Consider the following 20,286-nt stretch of genomic DNA (forward strand, 5'->3'; position numbering starts at 1 on the left):
CGCGACGGAACCGGCGAAACCGGGATCGATTGATCTCGGGTATGACAGCGCGGTGCAAATATTCAGACGCTATCCTGACCTTGGATCCTCAGTTTTACGTGTTGGCTCGTCGAGGGTTTCGCACGTCGCTTGGCGACGCGCCAACCGAATGCCAGGCCGATGGCGAGTACGGGGATCAACGCGATCGTCATCGTGCCGTCGGGATAGTCGAACGCCATCAAGACCAGCACGGCCGCAAGGAATGCCAGGGTCATCCACGAAGTGAACGGTGCGCCGGGCATGCGGAATGAGACGCCGGAAAGCTCCCCACGATTGACGGCGCGTCGGAACAGGATCTGACACACCACGATCGAGGCCCAGGTCGTGAGGACGCCGATGGACGCGATGTTGAGGACGATTTCGAACGCCTGCGCCGGGACGATATAGTTCAGAGGAATGCCGATCGCGATGAGCCCGACTGTCATCACGATGCCGCCGTAAGGCACGCCTTTGGTGCTCATTCTCGCGACGAAACGAGGCGCGGATCCGCCCATTGCCAGAGACCGCAGAACCCGACCGGTCGAGTACAAGCCGGAGTTCAGGCTCGATAGTGCCGCAGTGAGCACGACCACATTCATCATGCTATCGGCATACGGCACGCCGAGTTTGCTGAAGAACGTGACGAACGGGCTCTCATGCGCGTTGTAGGCAGTCCAGGGCAGAAGGGTGACGAGCAGCACAACTGATCCGACATAAAAGAGCGCGATCCGCCACATCACGCTGTTGATCGCCTTGGGGAGAACCTTGCGAGGATCTTCTGTCTCACCGGCTGCGACGCCGACCAGTTCGATACTGGCATAGGCGAACACGACACCCTGAACAATCAATACGGCCGGCACAATGCCATGAGGGAAAATGCCACCGTTCCCGGCGATGAGGTTGAGCCCGGGTGCATGTCCACCGACAGGATGGCCGCTTGCGAGAAAGACGGTTCCAACGACAAGAAACAGGACGATTGCGCTAACCTTGATGATGGAGAACCAGAATTCCATCTCACCGAACACTTTTACGCCGATCATGTTCGTGATGGACACAAAAGTAAGCGCTGCCAGGGCAATTGACCACTGAGGGACGTCTGAAAAGACCGACCAGTATTTGACGTATATCGCGATGGCAGTAATGTCCGCAATTCCGGTGGCCGCCCAGATCACGTAGTACATCCAGCCGGCAACGAATGACGCATGCTCGCCCATGAACTCGCGAGTGTAGGACGCGAAGCTTCCGGTGGTCGGCCGATACATGACCAGTTCCCCGAGTGCACGCATGATGAAGAAGGCGAACACTCCGCAAACGAGATAGACCACTGCCAGAGCGGGGCCGGCGCTTTGCAGGCGGCCGCCGGCACCCAGGAACAACCCGGTACCGATTGCCCCGCCCATCGCTATCATCTGGATGTGTCTAGGCTTCAGCTTCTTTTCGTAACCGGTTTCGTGTGAACTGAACCAGTCGTCTTTGATCGAGTAATTGTCGATGACAGGATTCGGGTGATCAAGCTCGCTCCTTGTCTCATCTCTCATTAAATGCCTCCTGTTGCTTCTATAAAATTGAATTTGTTCTGATGCGAACTCGATTCGGTTCGCTTGAAGTGTGAGACTTCCGCAACTGTGAGAACAGAAGCCAGGAATCTTGTCGACGGCCGCTTTTCGCCCGCGGGTATCAGAGATTCGATGAACCGTGAGGACGTGAGATGGCGCGCGAGCCGATGCCGGCGGCTCGCGGTATAAAAGAAAACTCCTCCACATCACGAGATGTAAAGGAGCTTTTCCGTCAGTGGGATTTAGACGTGCGTCGACTCTTTGGCCAGTTCGTTTGCAATCTGCCCGACGGCCTGACGCGCAATGCCAACGATGTCGTCGATCTCCGACTTGGTAATCGTGAGCGGGGGAGCAAAGCCGAGGATGTCGCCGTGCGGCATCGCACGAGCAATCAGACCGCGGTCGCGCGCCGCCTTCGACACGCGTGCGCCGACCTTAAGTTGCGCATCGAAGCGTTGCTTCGTCGCCGGGGCGGCGACGAATTCCACCGCAGCCATGAGGCCGACACCACGCACTTCGCCGACAATCGGCGAATCGCTGAACGCTTCCTTCAGCGCTGTCTGGAAATACTCGCCGACGGTCGCGGCATTGCCGGGGATGTCCTCGCGTTCGACGATATCGAGCACCGCATTCGCGGCTGCGATGCCGATCGGATGGCCCGAATACGTATAGCCATGCGAGAACGCGCCAACCTTCTGTGCACCTGCGTCGAGCACGTCGTAGACTTTCTCGCCGACGATACATGCCGACAGCGGTGCGTACGCCGATGTGAGGCCCTTCGCGACAGTGATGAGGTCCGGCTCGATCCCGTACTTCTGCGAACCGAACATCGCGCCGGTGCGACCGAAGCCCGTGATGACCTCGTCTGCGATCAGCAGCACGTCATACTTTGCGAGAACCTGCTGGATGGCCGTCCAATAGCCCTCCGGCGGCGGGGTGATGCCACCCGTGCCCAGGACGGGTTCAGCGATGAACGCGCCAACCGTTTCCGGGCCTTCACGAAGAATCAGTTCTTCCAGTTCGCGAGCACGGCGCGCCGAGAATTCGAGCTCCATTTCGCCCGGATTGGCACCCCAGTAATGATGGGGCACACCGGTACGGAGAATGCCGGAGACCGGCAGGTCCATGTAGTCGTGGTAAAAGCTCATGCCCGTCATCGAGCCGGACACGACCGAGCAGCCGTGATATCCGCGGTCGCGCGCGATGATCTTCTTCTTCTTCGGCAGCCCGCGAAGATTGTTGTAGTACCACACCAGCTTCGCCTGCGTTTCGTTGGCGTCGGAGCCGGAAAGGCCGTAGAACACCTTGCTCATCTTGCCCGGCGCCATCTTGACGAGGCGGTCGGACAGTTTGGCAAGCTCTTCGGTCGTATGTGCGGCGTAGGTGTGGTAGTAGGCAAGCTTGTACGCTTGCCGGGCAATTGCCTCGGCAACTTCGTCGCGACCGTATCCGACGTTGACGCAGTAGAGACCCGCAAATCCGTCGATGTATTCGCGGCCTTCGGCGTCACGAATGCGAATCCCCTTGCCGCCTTCAACGATCGTGGGATCCCCGGCCTTGCCGGCAGCGAAGTCGTGAAGTTGCGTGAACGGATGAAGGACCGAATTGCGATCCATCTCCGAAATTTTCTTGATATCCATAACTATCTCCTTAGTCCTTCAAGTTGCCGAAGCAGGTGTACTTCTGCTCCATGTAGTCGGCCAACCCGTAGCGCGATCCTTCGCGCCCGAGGCCAGATTGCTTCCACCCGCCAAACGGAATCGGCGCCCCCGTGAATTTCGGTGTATTGATTGCCACCATGCCGTACTCGAGTCGGTCGGACATTCGCATCGCTCGATTCAGGCTGGTCGTGTAGACATAGGCGGCGAGCCCGTACTCGGAATGGTTTGCACGTTGCAGTACCTCGGCTTCGGTGTCGAACGGCAGGATTGCCGCTACCGGGCCGAACGTTTCTTCCTTTGCGATATCCATGTCGTCCGCAACGTCGGCGAGAACCGTCGGAGGAACGAACTGGTGCCCTAGCGGAGAAGAGCCGCCACCCGCGACAATGCGGGCGCCCGCACTGACTGCCTGTCCGATCTGGTCGCGACATTTCGCGGACACGGTCGGACGAGTCATCGGGCCGATGTCGGAGGCGGGGTCGAGTCCATGGCCGACCGTCAACTCGCGGGTAGCGGCCGAGAACGCCTGGACGAACTGATCGTAGACGGGGCGCTGAACATAGATCCGGTTCGCCGCGAGGCAATCCTGACCGGACGTCGCAAACTTCGCATCGATGCAGCCCTTCACCGCGGCGCCGATGGATGCGTCATCAAAGACGATGAACGGTGCGTGGCCGCCCAGTTCCATCGAAACCTTCTTGACCGTTTCTGCCGATTGACGCAGCAGAATTCGTCCCACGTTGGTCGAGCCCGTGAAGCTGAAGGCGCGGATTTCTGGCGCTTCGAGGAGACGCTTGGACATGTCGGAGGCGTCGCCATTGAGGACTTGAAACACGCCCGCCGGCACGTCCGCTTCGTCAGCCAGCCTGGCGATGGCCAATGCGCACAGCGGCGTTTCCGGTGCCGGCTTGACGATCATCGGGCAACCTGCGGCGAGTGCGGCGCCTGCCTTCCGCGTAATCATCGCGATCGGAAAGTTCCACGGCGTGACCGCTGCCGTCACCCCGATCGGCTGCCAAGTTACCGTCAGCCGACTACCCACGAGATGACTCGGAATCGTCTCGCCATAGGTGCGTTCGCCTTCTGCCGCGAACCAGTCGAGAAAATTCGCGGCATACTCGATCTCTCCACGCGATTCCTTGATCGGCTTGCCTTGCTCCGACGTCATGATGGTCGAAAGGTCTTCGGAATTGCTGCGCAGAAGGGCGGCCCACTTGCGAAGAATCGCGCCACGTGCGGTCGGAACCAGGTCGCGCCAGCCATCAAACGCAGCTTGCGCCGCGGCGATGGCAGCGTCGACTGCGTCGACAGGCAACAGATCCACCTGAGCGATGATCTCGCTGGTGGCCGGATCAATAACGTTCAGCTTCGATTGACCCGTTTTCCACGAACCGTTTACGTAGGACCGGTGCTCCACCAGGTCCGGGCGGCTCAGCGAAGCCAGGGCATTTCTTGCCAACTCTTTCACGACGTGTCTCCATAAGCTCGTCAAACGATGTATGCATCGTAGCGTCGGTGTGTCGCCGAAAAAGCGCATTTGATTTAATCGCGACGCTGAATTCCGGCGATGTTCCTGCCGTCATGCAGCTTTTCACCACGGCGGGGCGGCGGCGGCGCTTTCCGCTCGAAGTGGTTGGCTGACATCCGTTTTTTCGTACGATTCGCGTCCTCCGGCTAGGCGTGCACGGCGCCGTGCCAGTCAAACTTCCGACAATTTTCTCGAAATCGAGCGGCCGCAGAATTTGTGCGTGTTGCTAGGAAATTTGCAGCTTCTCTGCGCGGCGTAGCGATCAAATGCGGTATTGCGCTTTTATTGCCGATGGACACTCTCTCCATTCGATATCAACTCGATCAAGGGAGACGAAGAAGTGAGGGTGGTTCCTCGCGTCGCCAAACCGTTCAGTTTGGTGTCTCGTTCCGATGGCACTTCACTGCAGTGCCGTTTCAATCAAACCGGCCGACGACACGTGGTCCGGGAATTCAACGAGCAAGAATGAGCGCAGCATCGCCGCTTACTGTCGAGGAACTGACACCCGAGTCGTTTTCGCCGTTTGGCTGGGTGTTGGGAAAAGCAATGGATTCGACTGCCGACGTGCCTTTCTTCAAAGACGCGACGATGTCGATGTGGCGGGAGCATCTGTTCGATACGGGAGCGCCGCACGAGACGGAAATCGTCTGGAGCAACTTCAGCGATGACGGCGCGATCGTGCGCACTATGGAGACGCGCTTGCTGACTCAGCAGGCGGTGGTGCCGCTGACTGGACCGCTGATCCAGATCGTCGCTACGAGCAATGACGCCGGCGGGCCCGACATCGATTCAATCAGGGCTTTTGAAATTCCAATCGGCAAGGGAACCTGTGTGCGCCCGGGATGCTGGCACGCAATCCGCGTGTCGGAAGGGGAGGTCATGGCCTTTCTGCTTTCTCGGCAATCGACCACCTTCGATTGGATGGTTCATCTTCACACGGGGTGTCCGGCAGCCGAAAGCTTGATGAAGCCGATTGAGCCGCGGCAGGTCATGTCGCGGACGAGTGAAACAAGGAAGGTGTCCAGGTGGCGTAGATATTTCGAGGCCGCGTAAATATTGTCGCCAATATAAAAAATATCAGTTGTGAGTTGGTCGTTTGATTTTGATTGCGTTCAGATCAAACGCCTTCAATTGGGTGATGCAGTGATGCCTGCCTTGTATGTGCGTCGGCAACGCTGTTTCTTGGTTAGTCAGGTTAATAACGGGTGGTAATTATGCGCAAAATCGAATCCATTTCGTGCGTCATGGCACTTTCGCTGGCGTCGTCCGCCATCGCAGCGATTTATTCGTCACCGGCGCTGGCCGATGAAACCGTAGTGATTGGCCACGTCGCTCCCTTGACCGGGCCGGTCGCTCAGTTGGGCAAGGATAACGAGAACGGTGCGAGGCTCGCGGTCGAGGAGATCAATGCGAAAGGTCTCGTCATCGGAGGCAAGAAGGTCATCCTGAAGCTCGACAGCGAAGACGACGGTGCAGACCCGAGAACGGCGACTCAGGTGGCGCAGAAACTCGTCGACGAAAAGGTCGTGGCGGTCGTCGGCCACATGGAGTCCGGTACGACCATTCCGGCATCGAAAATCTACAGCGATGCCGGAATCACGATGATTACGCCGTCGGCGACCAATCCTGCGCTGACGCGACAGGGCTTCAAGGACGTCTTCCGCCTGGTGGCGACCGACGCGCAACAAGGTCCCGCGCTGGCAAACTATGCAAGCAAGGCGTTGAATATCAAGACGGTCGCGATCGTAGACGATGCGACGGCGTATGGCCAGGGCTTGGCTGACGAGTTCGAGAAGGCCGCTAAAGGTCTCGGTATCGCCGTGCTGTCTAGAGACGCAACCAACGATAAGGCCGTCGATTTTCGCTCGATTCTGACGAAGATCAAGGGTGAGAAACCTGATGCAATCATGTTCGGCGGACTCGACGCAACGGGCGGGCCGTTCACGAAACAGTCGGCGCAACTGGGGTTGAGCGCGACGATTCTTTCCGGCGACGGCGTATGCTCCGACCGGCTGGGCGCACTGGCAGGGAGCGCGGTTGACCGCGTCGTGTGCTCTCAACCGGGCACGGCGCCTGAGAAGATGCCGGGCGGCGGTGCGTTCAAGGCCAAGTATCAAAAGCGCTTTGGGCACGGCATGGAGATCTACGCACCGTTCACGTACGACGCCGTGTATATGATCGTTGACGCGATGCGTCGCGCGAATTCGACCGACGCTGCCAAGATTACGAGTGCGATGCCGGCCACGGATTACCAGGGTGTCACGGGGCAAATCAGGTTCGATGCGAAGGGAGACCTTCGGAACGGCGTGATCTCGATCTTCCGGTATCAAGGCGGAAAGAAGACGTTCGCCGATCAAGTGACGATGTAAGTGGTCCTGTCCGCGAGGGGGGAGGGACGCACTCCCGGACATTGGTTGTCAATCCTGAAGCATGGCATGAGGAGGGGGCGTTCGCGCAGTCGGTTTTTCGGTGGCGAATATCGAGGCGACGAATGAATTCTTATGAGGGTTTATCAATGAGCGAGATCTCTGGCGGCGCCGGATTTCCAAAACTTCGGAAGTATTTCGATCGCACGGAATATTTGGCTCGCTTGGCAAAAGTGCGCGCCGCGATGGCCGCGATTGGCATGGACTTGCTGATCGTTGCCGACCCCGCCAACATCGGTTGGCTCTCGGGGTACGACGGCTATTCGTTCTACAACCATCAGTGTGTGGTTGTGTCGATGGATAGCGAACCCGTCTGGTTCGGTCGAGGGATCGATCTGAACGGCGCCAAAGCGACCACCTACATGACCGATTCTTCACTGGTCGCGTATCCGGAGGAGTATGTCCAGCGTGACTTGCATCCGATGGAATACTTTGCCCGAGAGGTGATTGCGAAGCGTCAGTGGGAAGGTTTGGCTGTTGGGCTTGAAATGGACAGCTTTTACTTTTCCGCGGCCTCGCTGGCGGCGCTGCAGCAGAATCTTCCGAGGAATACATGGCTGGACGCGACGGGACTGGTTAACCGTCAACGGGCGGTCAAGTCGGAAACGGAGCTCGAATACATGCGGATCGGCGGGCGCATCCTGGAGAAGATGTACGCTCGAATCCTCGATTTGATCGAACCGGGGGTGCGCAAGAACGATCTGGTCGCCGAAATTTATGCGACGGCGATTCGCGGGGTCGACGATTTCGGTGGAGACTATCCGTCGATTGTGCCGCTCGTGCCGACCGGAATCGAAGCTGCCACTCCGCACTTGACGTGGGACGATGCGAAGTTCGAGCGCGGTGCAGGTACCTTCTTCGAAATTGCCGGGGTGTACAGGAGATACCACTGCCCGCTGTCGCGAACGGTCTATATCGGCCGGCCTCCGCAGAAATTCCTGGACGCAGAAAAGGCGGTGCTCGAAGGCATTGAGGCCGGGCTTGACGCAGCCAAGCCGGGGAATACGTGCGAGGACATCGCAAAAGCCTTCTTTGCCGTAATGAACCGGCATGGCATTCAGAAGGGCGGGCGCGTTGGATATCCGATCGGGATGAGCTATCCCCCGGACTGGGGCGAGCGCACGACGAGCCTGCGCGTCGGGGATAAAACAGTGCTGGAACCCGGCATGACCTTCCACTTCATGCCGGGCCTGTGGTTCGAGGACTGGGGGCTGGAAATTACCGAGAGCATCGTAATTACGCCGACAGGCTCGTCCTGTCTGTGCGATGTTCCGCGAAAGCTCTTCGTCAAGGACTGATTTATTCCGGGTTGACGCGTGCTTGGGGGAAGTCGATGGGGCTATTCACGCCCCATCGACTTCCCCCAGCATCGTGAGTCGACTGCTGTGCGAACGAGGGCCGCCCGGGCACCGTCGATGCAACGGTATCCAGGCACCTTGTGTTCGTTGAATAACGCTGCAAGCCGGAAGCGTGCCATTTCGCACAGCATTCAACTTACCGTCTACGGAGTCTCGATCTACCGTAAGACGCCGTACAAACGTTTGATCAAGGAGCAACCCGATGCGGGCTTCGCCAATTACCCCCACTGTGGATTTCAACGCCGATGGCGAGCAACATGGGTTCTTGAGGCTGCCGTACTCACGAGACGATTCCGCGTGGGGTGCAGTCATGATCCCGGTCACGGTCGTGAAGCGGGGCACAGGACCAACCGTCCTTCTCACGGGCGGTAACCATGGTGACGAATACGAAGGTCCGGTTGCGTTGGCAAAGCTGGCAAGCGAGCTTCAGGCGCGAGACGTTTGCGGGCGAGTCATTATCGTACCGTTCATGAACTATCCGGCATTTCGGGCTGGTACACGTACGTCGCCGATCGACGCGGGGAACCTGAACCGCAGTTTTCCCGGCAAGCCTGACGGCACGGTAACGGAGAAAATCGCCGACTACTTTCAGCGCTATTTGCTCCCGCTTGCCGATTACGTGCTCGATATTCATGCTGGCGGGCGCACGCTCGATTTCGTGCCTTTTGCAGCGATTCACGTGCTCGAAGACAAGGCGCAGCAGGCACGCTGCGAAGCCGCGATGCACGCATTCGGGGCCCCATATTCGATGCGGCTTCTTGAACTTGACAGTGTCGGGATGTTTGACACCGCAGTCGAAGAGGCCGGCAAGGTGTTCGTGTCGACAGAACTCGGCGGCGGCGGTGCATCGACTGCGAAAAGCGTGGCTATTGCCGACCGGGGCGTGCGTGGCTTTTTGCGCTGTGCGGGCGTTCTCGAGGGTGATGGGGAATCGGGTAAGGACATGCGCACGACGACACTCCTCGATATGCCGGACGGATCGTGTTACACGACCAGCGAGCACGACGGCCTGCTGGAGATGAGCCGCGACCTTGGCGATACGGTTGCGTGCGGTGACATCCTGGCTCGCATTTATCACACGGGTCGGACCGGCGTTCCGCCGGTGGAGTACCGGGCCGGGCGGGATGGGATCGTGGCGGCACGGCATTTTCCCGGACTCGTAAAGATCGGCGACACGATCGCGGTCGTTGCAGCCGTAGTCGAGCGCGACATGCCGGTGGGAGGTGTCCGATCAGGTGCTCAAGCGTAGCCTGAGCGCAAACCGCCGTTGAAAATCAGCACCCTGGCGCGAGCCGGCTGAAACGCTGCTCGACCACCTCGGTTCCCCAATGCGTGCCCGCGGACTCGCTGGTCAGCGTAAAGCCGAACGACTCGTACAGATGGCGCGCCGAATCGAGGCCCTTGAACGTCCACAGGTAAGTCTCGCGAAACCGCCGCTCATCGACGAAGCGCATGGCTTGCGTCATGAGTTGGCGCCCGATGCCCGACCCGCGCAACGCGTCGTTCACGATGAACCAGCGCAGATGCGCGACGCCGGTCGCCGTGTCTCCGTCGATTGCGAGCGACGCGAGCGTCCGCCCGTCTTCCTGGCAGAGCCAAAGCGCCTTGCCGTCGGCCGGCAGCGCGCCCGCGAACTCGGCAAGCTCGGTTGCGACGCGCTTTTCGAAAAAGGCGCCGAACCCCCAGTGCTCCGCATAGAAGCGCGCGTGGAGGCTCGCGATGTCGCCGATGCAGCCCGGTTGGTAGCCTTCGCGAATCTGCGGCGCATCGGGCGCCGTAGCGGGCGCCTTGGCGGCGTTGTCTTGCGCGAGCGCATCGGCATACAGTGCGAGCGAACGCAGCAGCGCCTGCTGGTCGGCCGGAATCATGCGACGCAGCGCATTCGACACCTGGTCCGTCGCGAACTGGTCGATTCGTTTCCGGAGCTTTTTGCCTTCGGCGGTGAGGGTCAGCTCGGTCGCGCGCGCATCCTCGCTCGACACGCGGCGCTCCACGATACCGGCGGCTTCGAGCCGCGCGAGTTGCCGGCTCGTGTTCGATTTGTCCAGGCGCAGGATATTGCCGAGATCCCTGGCGTTGATGCCGGGCGCCATCCCGATCTCGAGGATCGCGTGGACGGCCGATGGCGCCCAGTCGCTGTCGGCCAGCGTGGCGCGCATGAAGCCGAGCTCGCGAACCAGTTTGCGGGAGAAGTCGCGAAGCTCGAGGATGGTCGCTTCGCGAGGCTTGGCGGGAGCGTCGATGAGATCCATGGTGTCTGCCCGAAAAGGTTGCGTGTCGCAATCAATAATAGTTGCGGGTCGCAACTTGATCAAGGCGGATTTTCGGTGAAGCGGTGGCACCTGAGTCGCCTTCGGGGGGAGGCGTCGAAGCCGCTCAAGGGGCCTGAACGAGCCGGCAGTTTTGGGTCGTGCGTGGTATGACGCGGATGGCGGATGGCGGAGTGCCGTGACGTGGAGGCATACTTGGCGCATCTGGTCGACCTGCGGGCAGGGGGGGCGACCGATCGTCGATCCGGTTGCGCAACCGCGGGCCATTAACCGGACATGATGCATCGTTGTCGATCCAGGTCTACGGACCACGGAGACCACCATGAACAAGCTGTTGCCGATGACGATTGCGTTGCTTGCCGGATGCGGCATCAGTGGCGGATCGCTCCACGCTGCCGGCAGCATGGATGCGCCACCCTGCAGCGCGGCGCATGCGGCGGACCAGGGCGGGAACGCCCCGACGCCGGGCACGTCGGTCCGCAGCTTTTCGACCGCCGGTTGCTCGGGCGCGGTGTTGCAGGGTGAGCGGGCCACCGCGACGGTCGACGGAGATCGGGTCGAACTGCGGGACGGCACCGTTTATGTGAACGGCCGGTCGTACGGCGCCGTCACGCCCGCGCAGACGGTCGAATACGAGGCCGCGCACGACCGGCGCATATTGAAGGTCGACGGAAAAGTCCGCACGCCGCAGCGCTGAGCGTCGATTCCGGCTTTCGTCAGCCGCGACGCGTCACGCGTCACGTCGTTTCGGATAGCTGACTTCCATTCCCGCGCGCACGTCCTGCGGGATGCCGTACTGCGCGAGCGGGTAGCGCAGCCCGTTCCGCGACAGCGCTTCCATCCCCGCAATCGCCTGTTCCAGTGCGTCCGGCGCCAACCCCTTCAACACGACGGCGGGCGGCGCGCGCTACGCTTGTTCGACCAGCGTCAGCCGGCCGTCGCTGAGCCGCACTTCGCGCCCGACCCACGCCGCGTCGACGCGCGGCAGCACGGCCGACGGCTTGCGCAGTTCGCGCAGCAGCGTCGCGCCGTGCGACAGCCGGCCGCCCATCCGCGCGATCACGGCGCGCGCGGCCTGATACTGCGCGTGCCGGCCGGGGTCGAGCGTGTCTTCCAGCAGGATGTCGTGGCCGAGCACGCCCTGCGTGTCGCCCGGATAGATCATGAAGCCGGTCGCCTCGTCGGTGCCTTCGCTGCCGTCCTGCCAGAAACTGCCGTTGCGTTCGCGGCGCTCGGGATGGGGCGCGAACCACGCGTCGCGATCGGCGGCCGGCATCGCATGATGCAGGCGGAAGAACACGCGCATCAGGTTGTCGCGATACCACTCGCGCACCTGCAGATACCAGCCGCGCATGCCCGGTGCGCCGAGCGTGTGGAGCACGCGGACCGGCAGCGGCCAGTCGGGAAACGCCTGCAGCGGCAGGTCCGTGGCCGCCGGCCGCGCGGTGCCCGGATCGGTTTCCCACGGCAAGCGGTGCGGGCTGTCGTCGAGCCGGCCATATACGGTCGGCGGGCGCCCCCACAGTGCGCCGCCGCTGCTGGCGAGCGATGCCGCGATGCACAGGTTGCCCTGCACGACGAACACGTAGAAGCGCGTGAACCAGTCGGCCAGTTGCCGGCCGTCGGCGCGCTGCTCGACGAGCGTTGCGAGTTCCCGGTCGAAGCGCCGCAAGCCGCGCTCGAGCGTCGGCAGATGCCCGCGCGCGACGCGCAGCATGCGCCAGAACACCGGCAGCGAACGCAGCAGGCGCAGCGGTCGCCAGCGTAGCGGCGGCGTCGCGCCGCCGATCTCGCCGCTGTAGTTGCCGGCCGATACGCCCCAGTCGGCCAGTCGCGCCAGGAACAGGTCATTGTTGATGTACGACGCGCCGCCATAGAGCGCGGTGAACGGTTCGTTGTCGCGCAGCACGCGTGTATCCCAGCGCGCCATGATGGCCGGGATGCTGCCGGCCGCGCGGCGTTGCGCATACTCGACCAGCCGGCTCGGCTGCGGCGGCAGGATCTCGGCGATGTTGGCCGAGGTCAGGTGCCGGTGCCAGCCGTAGCTGCTGATCGGACGGTACTGCAGCAGCCACAGTCGCGTGCCATCCCATGCCCATTCGACATCGCCCGGCACGTAATGGAACGCGCGCAGCACGCGTTGCAGGAAGGTCCATAGTTGCGTCGCGCTCAACCCGTGCGCGGTCGGGAACGTGCCGCTCTGCCAAGGCTCGCCGAGCCGCGACAGGATCGCGCGCTGCGGGCTCGCCTGTCCGTCGGCGAGCGTTTCGAGGTGGCCCTGCACCCATTCGACTTCGACCGCGAGATGACGCACGAACGCGATGCCGGACAGCACGGGCGTGACGAAGCGCTGCACGACCGCTTCCTCGAGCCCGCCGTCGAGCAGCTCGGCCACGCGCGCGGCCGCCTGCGACGCCGGTACGCGCAGGAACGTCGTGTGCAGGCCGGCATTGGCCGCATCGGCCTGGTCTTCGCCATGACTCGACGAGCGGATCGCCCACTCGGCATCGGGCTGGCTCGCGAGAAAACCGGGCAGGCGCGGGTCGTCGGCGCGGGTCAGCGACAGCGCGGGCGGCACCGGCAGCCCGGCCATCGTGGCCAGCGTCAGGCGTCCGCCTTTCGTGTGCGCGACGAAGCCCATGTCGCCTGCTTCGAGCCACTGCGCGAAGGTTGCCGGCGCATCGATCCACGGATAGTGTCCCCAGCCAGCCTGCAGCGTGACGGTGAGATCGGCGCGCGCAAGGATGGCCGACCACGCAGCGGCCTGGCGCACGCCGAGCACGTTGTCCTGGTCGCCCCACACGAGTTCGATGCGATCGGTAACCCATTCGAGCAGCGGCAGCGCGGTATCGGCGCGCACGAGATCCCAGTGCGGCAGGAACGCGCGGCAGCGCGCGTAGCCGGCGCCCATGCGGCGGTACTGCGCGCGCGTCCAGGCCTGGTTCGAGAACTTGCGTGCGAACAGCGTCGGGTAGTGCGCGAGCAGCCAGTGGATGGTCTTGCGCAGCGGCTTCGGCGCCATCAGTTTTGGCAGGCGCCGTTCCCACAGGAATGCACCGACGGGCGCGAGCAGCACGCTGCGGCTGAAGTGGCCGGGGCGCCGCTGCAACGCGTGCAGCACCAGCAGCGCATTCACGCCGACCGCCATGATCGCGTGGCCCGGCTCGGTCGCGTCCAGCAGCGCTTGCGCGTAGGCGGCGAGGTCTTCGCACGGCGGCGCGGGGTTGTCGCCAAAACCCGGCAGCTCCAGCGGCACGGGTCGGTAGCGCCGGAAGTGGGGCAGTGCATCGTCCCACCAGTCGGCCGCGCTGCCGTTGCCGGCGAGGAGGTACAGGATCGGTTTACTCATGGAGGCTTCGTCGGTCGACGATCGTCGCGGTTACGCTCGGCCGATTGCGCCGCAACGTCAGCGGATGCCACGGGTTGCTTTCGCATTGCGCCGGTGCGGGCGGAATTCGAGCGTGGCCCCGTTCGGGTTGATTGTTGCGGGCATTCTACGCGAGTCGATTCAATGCGATATTCATCCCGGGTTTCGGATTTTTCGACAAGCGATCAATACGCGTTTCCGGGTTGTCGATTGACCGAAATGTCGGCCCGATTCCATTCAGACGCTGGTCATGGATTAGGTGTGCAAAAAGTCCTGATGCCGGCAATGAAGCCATAACCGGTCCGGCTCACGCATCCCTGTCCGACTCGGCGCGCGGTGTCTTGCCCGTCCAGCGCCGATACGCGTGACGGAAGCTGCGCGGTTCGCTGTAGCCGAGACGTTCGGCGATCGCCGCAACTGTCAGCGTGTGATCGTCGAGCATCCGCACCGCTTCGTCGTGGCGCACTTCATCGAGCAGCGACTGAAACGTGATGCCGTCCTTGTCGAGCCGTCTGCGCAGCGTGCGCTCCGTCAGGTGCAGTGCGTCCGCGAGCGCCGTCATCGACTTGAAGCGCGCGAGGTCGCGCGCCATCAGCTCCTTCGCGCGATCGGCGAAGCGCGTGCCGACCGACGCGGCCCACTGCCGTTCGAGTGCCTCGCACTGGCCGTGCAGTGCATTGAAGCTGACTTCGTTCGCGAGACGCGGCGCTTCCGTGCCGTTCACGGACGTGAACACGAGACGGTTGTCGCCCGCATTGAACGCGACCTTGCAGCCGAAGTGACGCGTGTAGTCGGCCGCGTTGCGCGGCGTGCGGCGCGCGAGCTGCAACTGCTCGGGCCAGACCGGCTTGCCGACGAGATCGGACACGATCAGGCGCAGGCTGGCCAGGCACATGTCGACCTGAAACACCTCGAGATCGGGTTCGCCGTTGTAGCGGCCGATCGTCACGCTCATGCCGTCCGCGTGCGCGTCGATACGCACATCGAAGTACAGCCCCATGAACAGCGGAAACTGGCTCATGCAGCGGAACGCCTGCATCACGGAGCCGCTGATCAGCATCGCGTAACCGGCGAGCCCGAGCGTCGACACATGCAGTCGCGCGCCGATCGACAGCCCGATCGACGGCACGCCGCTGCAGCGCAGCAGGTTGCTGAAACAGCGCTGTTCCTGGCCGCGATTCACGTGCAGGTTCGGCGACGCGACTTCGTCCGCGCCGAGACCCGTGCCTTCGAGCAGCGCGGCGCTGTCGATATGCCGCACGCGGCACTCGTCCAGCGCGACCGCGATCGCGTGGACGGTGGCCGGAATGTCTTCCTGGCGTCCGGCCGGACGCGCGAGGCCGAGCGACGAACGCAGGCTGTGCTCGGCCCTGCTCTGGTTTCGATGAGACCTGCTATCCATGGTGCTGACGGGGCGACGGGTTCGTGTAGAACATAGCCGGAATGTCCGCAAAACGCCAGTGCGGCACAGCATCCTTGACGACCGGGCGGCGCGATGCGCGGCAACACGTCCGGAAATATCCCCCGATTACGTCCGCTTTTCTCATTCGTCCTCGATTTTTTGGCGCACCACACTTTCTTCGAATCGTGACACGCCGGCAGTACCGCGCGAACGAGCGTTGAAGTCATGGAAGCCACCCACGTGAGGACAGCATGGACAACGACAGGCCAGGTCGATCCGCATCAGTCGCCGCGATGAATGACATCGGGCCGCGCGTGCATCGAGACGACGCGGACGGACGCCGCAAGCCGCATCTGCTCGGACTGTCGACGCTGGTGATCTTCGGCCTCGCGTACATGCTGCCGATGACGGTGTTCACGACCTACGGGATCGTCACGAGCGAGACGAACGGGCACCTGACGGCCGCGTATGCGGTCACGCTGGTCGCGATGCTGTTCACCGCGCGCAGCTACGGCCACATGGCGCGGCTGATGCCGAGCGCCGGGTCGGCCTATACGTTCGCGAGCCGCAACTTCGGCACGTCGGCCGGCTTCATGGTCGGCTGGGCGTTGCTGATGGATTACCTGTTCATCCCGATGATCAGCTACCTCGCGATCGGCATCTACATGAAGCAGATTTTTCCGGCGGTGCCGGCCAGCGTGTGGATCGTCGCGAGCATCGCGCTGATCACCGGGCTGAACATCGTCGGCATCCGGCTCGTCAATCGCGTGAACCTGATCCTGATCGCGAGCCAACTCGTGTTCATCGCGATCTTCGTCGTCGCATCGGCGCGGGTGGCGAGCGGCGAAGGACTGTCGATGGCCGTCGCGTTGCCGTCGTCGGGCGATGCGCGCGCGATCTTCGCCGGGTCCGCGATCCTGTGCCTGTCGTTTCTCGGCTTCGATGCGGTCACCACGCTGTCCGAGGAAACGCGTGAGCCGCGGCGCACGGTCCCGCGCGCGATTCTGCTCTGCACGCTGGCGAGCGGCCTGCTGTTCATGCTGATCGCATACATCGGGCAAGTGGTGTTCCCCGACTGGCACGCATTCAAGGATCTCGATTCGGCCAGCATCGACCTGATGCGGCGCATCGGCGGCGGCACGCTGTCGGCGCTGTTCGTCGCGGTGTACGTGGCCGGCTGCTTCGCGAGCGCGATGGCCGGGCAGGCGAGCGTGACGCGCGTGCTGTTCGCGATGGGCCGCGACCAGGTGCTGCCCGAGCGCGTGTTCGGCCACCTGCATGCGCGGCTGCGCACGCCGGTGCGCGCGACGCTCGCGGTCGGCGTGGTGTCGCTGTCCGCGTTGTTCATCTCGCTCGATCTCGCGTCGACGATGATCAGCTTCGGTGCGCTCGTCGCGTTCGCGATCGTGAACCTGTGCGTGATGCGCAGCTATCTGTGCCGGCCCGAGCACCGCCATGTCGCGGGCTGGATCACGTTCGGCGTGATGCCTGCAATGGGTTTCGCAATGAACGTGTGGCTCTGGTCGGGACTGTCGCGCCAGACGTTCTACGTCGGCATCGGCTGGCTCGCGCTCGGGCTCTGCCAGCTCGTGTGGCTGACGCGCGGCTTCACGCGCCCCGCGCCGACGCTGTCGATGAATTGAATGACTGGCCGCGCACTGCCGGTTTTGAAACCCTGAAGGAGGAACGACCCATGAACGCTGTTGACGTCAATCTCGATGCGGACCTGCAGGCGCTCGGCAAGCGCCACCTGCTGATGCACTTCACGCATGCCGATGCGTATCGCGACCACGCGCTGACCGTGTTCGACCGCGGCGAAGGCTGCTGGCTCGTCGACCGCAACGGCAAGCGTTATTTCGATGCGCTGGCCGGGCTGTACTGCGTGCAGGTCGGCTACAACCACGGCGCGGAGATCGGCGATGCGATCCGCGAGCAGATGGTCCGGCTGCCGTTCGCAACCAACTGGGGTTATGGGCACGAACCGGCGATCCGGCTCGCGCACAAGCTCGCGGCGCTCGCGCCGGACGGCCTGAACCGCGTGTTCTTCACGTCGAGCGGCTCGGAGTCGAACGAATCGGCGATCAAGCTGGTGCGCCAGTATCACCAGTCGCGCGGCGAGCCGCAGCGGCGCAAGTTCATCGCGCGGCGCGTCGCGTATCACGGCACGTCGTTCGGCGCGCTCGCGCTGAACGGAATGACGAACTTCCGCAAGCATTTCGAGCCGCTGATGTCGGGCGTGCGACATGTCGGCAACACGAAGCGCTACGGCCGCCCGGCGGGCGAGACGGAAGCGCAGTTCACGCGTCACCTGCTCGACGAGATCGAATCGCTGATCGTGCAGGAAGGGCCGGACACGGTCGCCGCGATCGTCGTCGAGCCGCTGCAGAACGCGGGCGGCAGCCTGACGCCGCCGGCGGGCTACGCGGCCGGGCTGCGCGATATCTGCGACCGGCACGGCGTGCTGCTCGTCGCGGATGAAGTGATCTGCGGGTTCGGGCGGCTCGGCGAATATTTCGGGTCGGCGCGCTACGGACTGAAGCCGGACATCATCACGTTCGCGAAAGGCATCGCGTCGGGCTATGTGCCGCTCGGCGGCGTGATCGCGAGCGACGCGGTCGTCGACACGGTGCTCGACGGCCCGCAGCAAATGTTCCTGCACGGCGCGACGTACGGCGGCCATCCGGTCGCATGCACGGCCGCGCTCGCGAACCTCGCGATCATGGAACGCGAAGGCGTGCTCGAGAACGTCCGCACCAACGAAGCGGTGTTCCGCCAGACGCTCGACGGCCTGCTCGAACTGCCGTGCGTCGGCGACGTGCGCGGCGACGGCTACCACTACTCGCTCGAACTCGTGACCGACAAAGTCGCGCGCCGCTGGGCGGCGGGCATCAGCGCGCAGGCGTTCGTGTCGACGCTGCTCGCGCCCGCGATCTTCGACGCGGGGCTGCTGTGCCGTGCGGGCGTCGATCACGAAGGCACGCCGATCGTGCAGTTCTCGCCGCCGCTCGTGATGTCGCGCGACGAGATCGTGTGGTTCGTCGCGCAGATTCGCGACATCCTCGTCGACACCTATGCGCGTGCGATGCGCTGAGCCGGCATCCTCATAACAGGAGCATTCGATGCGAACGTCACAACAGTCCTATATCGATGGCCAGTGGCTCGATCCGATCGATGCGCGGTCGATCGACGTGATCGACCCGGCCACCGCGCGGCCGTATGCGCAGCTCAGGATCGGCGGCGCGGCCGACGTCGACCGCGCGGTCGATGCCGCGAAGCAGGCCTTCGACACGTACTCGCGCTGGTCGGTGGCCGAGCGCGTCGCGCTGCTGCAGCGCGTGCTCGAGATCTATCGACGCCGGTACGAAGAAGTCGCGCAAACGATCAGCCAGGAGATGGGCGCGCCGATCGCGTTCGCGCGCGCGATGCAGGCCGCGGTCGGCACCGCACACCTCGAGCAGACGATCCGCGCGCTGCAGTCGTTCCGCTTCAGCACGCAGACTGATTCGCTGCTGGTGTCGCACGAGCCGATCGGCGTATGCGCGCTGATCACGCCGTGGAACTGGCCGATCAACCAGATCGTGTGCAAGGTCGCGCCGGCGCTCGCGGCCGGCTGCACGATGGTGCTCAAGCCGAGCGAGATCGCGCCGTTCAGCGCGATCCTGTTCGCGGAGATCCTGCACGAAGCCGGCGTGCCGCCCGGCGTGTTCAACCTCGTGCACGGTTACGGGCATGAAGTGGGCGACGCGCTGTCGCGGCACCCGGATGTCGACATGGTGTCGTTCACGGGCTCGACACGCGCGGGCGTCGAGGTCGCGAAGGCGGCCGCCGATACGGTGAAGCGCGTGCACCAGGAGCTCGGCAGCAAGAGCCCGAACCTGATCCTGCCCGACGCCGATATCGACGATGCGGTCACGCGCGGCGTACGCAGCTGCTTCAGCAACAGCGGCCAGTCGTGCAATGCGCCGACGCGCATGCTCGTGCATGCCGATCATCTGGCGCTGGCCGAGCAGGCCGCGCGCCGCGAGGCGGAGCGTACCGTCGTCGGCGATCCGCGTTCGCCGGAGACGGGCATCGGGCCGGTGGTCAGCCGCACGCAGTTCGACCGCATCCAGCACTTCATCCGGCTCGGGATCGAAGAGGGCGCGACGCTCGTCGCCGGCGGCCCCGGGCGGCCGGACGGGCTCGGCGACGGCTTCTACGCGCGGCCGACGGTGTTCTCGAACGTCGCGCCGCACATGACGATTGCGACCGAGGAAATCTTCGGGCCGGTGCTGTCGATCATGACCTACCGGACCGAGGACGAGGCCGTCGCGCTCGCGAACGAGTCGGTGTACGGGCTCGCGGCCTACGTGCAGTCGAAGGATCTCGAACGCGCGCGCCGGATCGCGGCGCGGCTGCGCGTCGGCAATGTCCATATCAACTACCCGGTATGGAACCCGGCCGCGCCGTTCGGCGGCTACAAGCGCTCGGGCAACGGGCGCGAGTATGCGGAGTTCGGCCTCGTCGAGTATCTGGAGACGAAGGGCACGACGGGGTACGCTTGAGCGGCGCGCGCTGAAGACCCCGATCGCCCGGGGGCACCACGAGACGAATACGTTCCAGCCGGTGCCGACGCCGCTCGTGGCGTTCGGCCGCTACGGCCCGGAGCGGAGCGTCATCGGCATTCATCGCGCGGTAGCGGTATCCAGGCCGCCGCGAAG

General features: G+C 63.4%; 15 protein-coding genes. 8 read left to right on the forward strand and 7 right to left on the reverse strand.

The window, feature by feature from the left end:
• Positions 1-62: 62 nt before the first annotated feature.
• From R9B84_RS21820 to R9B84_RS21830, 3 genes are all read right to left on the reverse strand, one after another.
• On the reverse strand, positions 63-1,556 hold the full coding sequence (locus tag R9B84_RS21820; protein ID WP_423760406.1) for an amino acid permease: 1,494 nt from the start codon (positions 1,554-1,556) through the stop codon (positions 63-65).
• 260 nt (positions 1,557-1,816) lie between these two features.
• Positions 1,817-3,214, reverse strand: a complete 1,398-nt coding sequence (locus R9B84_RS21825; RefSeq protein WP_423760407.1) for an aminotransferase — start codon at positions 3,212-3,214, stop codon at positions 1,817-1,819.
• 10 nt (positions 3,215-3,224) lie between these two features.
• A complete protein-coding gene (locus R9B84_RS21830; protein WP_423760408.1) occupies positions 3,225-4,703 on the reverse strand; it encodes an NAD-dependent succinate-semialdehyde dehydrogenase in 1,479 nt (492 codons plus the stop codon).
• Between the two features lie 525 nt (positions 4,704-5,228).
• Between R9B84_RS21830 and R9B84_RS21835 the strand changes: the two genes are divergently transcribed.
• The 4 genes from R9B84_RS21835 to doeB all read left to right on the forward strand — a co-directional run bounded on the left by R9B84_RS21835 (position 5,229) and on the right by doeB (position 9,796).
• A complete protein-coding gene (locus tag R9B84_RS21835; RefSeq protein ID WP_423760409.1) occupies positions 5,229-5,816 on the forward strand; it encodes an ureidoglycolate lyase in 588 nt (195 codons plus the stop codon).
• Between the two features lie 191 nt (positions 5,817-6,007).
• Positions 6,008-7,132: a branched-chain amino acid ABC transporter substrate-binding protein gene (locus R9B84_RS21840; RefSeq protein ID WP_423760410.1), complete on the forward strand. Its 1,125-nt coding sequence runs from the start codon at positions 6,008-6,010 to the stop codon at positions 7,130-7,132.
• Positions 7,133-7,278: 146 nt separating this feature from the next.
• Positions 7,279-8,487, forward strand: a complete 1,209-nt coding sequence (doeA, locus tag R9B84_RS21845) for an ectoine hydrolase DoeA (protein WP_423760411.1) — start codon at positions 7,279-7,281, stop codon at positions 8,485-8,487.
• Between the two features lie 262 nt (positions 8,488-8,749).
• Entirely contained in the window at positions 8,750-9,796 is a 1,047-nt protein-coding gene (gene doeB, locus R9B84_RS21850; protein WP_423760412.1) for a N(2)-acetyl-L-2,4-diaminobutanoate deacetylase DoeB, read from the forward strand.
• A gap of 25 nt (positions 9,797-9,821) precedes the next feature.
• On the opposite strand, the gene R9B84_RS21855 is transcribed toward doeB, so the two are convergent.
• Entirely contained in the window at positions 9,822-10,799 is a 978-nt protein-coding gene (locus R9B84_RS21855) for a bifunctional helix-turn-helix transcriptional regulator/GNAT family N-acetyltransferase (protein ID WP_423761023.1), read from the reverse strand.
• Between the two features lie 340 nt (positions 10,800-11,139).
• Between R9B84_RS21855 and R9B84_RS21860 the strand changes: the two genes are divergently transcribed.
• Positions 11,140-11,514, forward strand: a complete 375-nt coding sequence (locus tag R9B84_RS21860) for a sugar ABC transporter ATPase (protein ID WP_423760413.1) — start codon at positions 11,140-11,142, stop codon at positions 11,512-11,514.
• Positions 11,515-11,547: 33 nt separating this feature from the next.
• Here the strand turns inward: R9B84_RS21860 and R9B84_RS21865 are convergent, their stop codons facing one another.
• From R9B84_RS21865 to R9B84_RS21875, 3 genes are all read right to left on the reverse strand, one after another.
• Complete coding sequence (locus R9B84_RS21865; RefSeq protein ID WP_423760414.1) at positions 11,548-11,706, reverse strand: hypothetical protein; 159 nt, start codon at positions 11,704-11,706, stop codon at positions 11,548-11,550.
• A gap of 18 nt (positions 11,707-11,724) precedes the next feature.
• A complete protein-coding gene (locus R9B84_RS21870) occupies positions 11,725-14,166 on the reverse strand; it encodes a PEP-utilizing enzyme (protein WP_423760415.1) in 2,442 nt (813 codons plus the stop codon).
• A gap of 325 nt (positions 14,167-14,491) precedes the next feature.
• Entirely contained in the window at positions 14,492-15,586 is a 1,095-nt protein-coding gene (locus R9B84_RS21875) for an AraC family transcriptional regulator ligand-binding domain-containing protein (RefSeq protein WP_423760416.1), read from the reverse strand.
• Positions 15,587-15,837: 251 nt separating this feature from the next.
• Between R9B84_RS21875 and R9B84_RS21880 the strand changes: the two genes are divergently transcribed.
• From R9B84_RS21880 to R9B84_RS21890, 3 genes are read left to right on the forward strand one after another with little or no spacing between them, the layout of a single operon-like run.
• A complete protein-coding gene (locus tag R9B84_RS21880; RefSeq protein ID WP_423760417.1) occupies positions 15,838-17,229 on the forward strand; it encodes an APC family permease in 1,392 nt (463 codons plus the stop codon).
• Positions 17,230-17,279: 50 nt separating this feature from the next.
• A complete protein-coding gene (locus R9B84_RS21885) occupies positions 17,280-18,677 on the forward strand; it encodes an aspartate aminotransferase family protein (RefSeq protein WP_423760418.1) in 1,398 nt (465 codons plus the stop codon).
• Positions 18,678-18,705: 28 nt separating this feature from the next.
• A complete protein-coding gene (locus tag R9B84_RS21890; protein WP_423760419.1) occupies positions 18,706-20,130 on the forward strand; it encodes an aldehyde dehydrogenase family protein in 1,425 nt (474 codons plus the stop codon).
• Positions 20,131-20,286 lie beyond the last annotated feature (156 nt).

The sequence above is a fragment of the Burkholderia sp. NLJ2 genome (assembly GCF_049487195.1).
Taxonomy (GTDB): Bacteria; Pseudomonadota; Gammaproteobacteria; order Burkholderiales; family Burkholderiaceae; genus Burkholderia; species Burkholderia pyrrocinia.

Excerpts from the sequence above, each read along its gene's own strand:
- R9B84_RS21890 (WP_423760419.1), top strand. The coding sequence starts at position 18,706 with ATGCGAACGTCACAACAGTCCTATATCGATGGCCAGTGGCTCGATCCG.
- R9B84_RS21820 (WP_423760406.1), bottom strand. The coding sequence starts at position 1,556 with ATGAGAGATGAGACAAGGAGCGAGCTTGATCACCCGAATCCTGTCATC.
- doeB (WP_423760412.1), top strand. The coding sequence starts at position 8,750 with ATGCGGGCTTCGCCAATTACCCCCACTGTGGATTTCAACGCCGATGGC.
- R9B84_RS21840 (WP_423760410.1), top strand. The coding sequence starts at position 6,008 with ATGGCACTTTCGCTGGCGTCGTCCGCCATCGCAGCGATTTATTCGTCA.
- R9B84_RS21835 (WP_423760409.1), top strand. The coding sequence starts at position 5,229 with ATGAGCGCAGCATCGCCGCTTACTGTCGAGGAACTGACACCCGAGTCG.
- R9B84_RS21870 (WP_423760415.1), bottom strand. The coding sequence starts at position 14,166 with ATGAGTAAACCGATCCTGTACCTCCTCGCCGGCAACGGCAGCGCGGCC.
- R9B84_RS21885 (WP_423760418.1), top strand. The coding sequence starts at position 17,280 with ATGAACGCTGTTGACGTCAATCTCGATGCGGACCTGCAGGCGCTCGGC.
- R9B84_RS21875 (WP_423760416.1), bottom strand. The coding sequence starts at position 15,586 with ATGGATAGCAGGTCTCATCGAAACCAGAGCAGGGCCGAGCACAGCCTG.
- R9B84_RS21860 (WP_423760413.1), top strand. The coding sequence starts at position 11,140 with ATGAACAAGCTGTTGCCGATGACGATTGCGTTGCTTGCCGGATGCGGC.
- R9B84_RS21880 (WP_423760417.1), top strand. The coding sequence starts at position 15,838 with ATGGACAACGACAGGCCAGGTCGATCCGCATCAGTCGCCGCGATGAAT.
- R9B84_RS21825 (WP_423760407.1), bottom strand. The coding sequence starts at position 3,214 with ATGGATATCAAGAAAATTTCGGAGATGGATCGCAATTCGGTCCTTCAT.
- doeA (WP_423760411.1), top strand. The coding sequence starts at position 7,279 with ATGAGCGAGATCTCTGGCGGCGCCGGATTTCCAAAACTTCGGAAGTAT.
- R9B84_RS21855 (WP_423761023.1), bottom strand. The coding sequence starts at position 10,799 with ATGGATCTCATCGACGCTCCCGCCAAGCCTCGCGAAGCGACCATCCTC.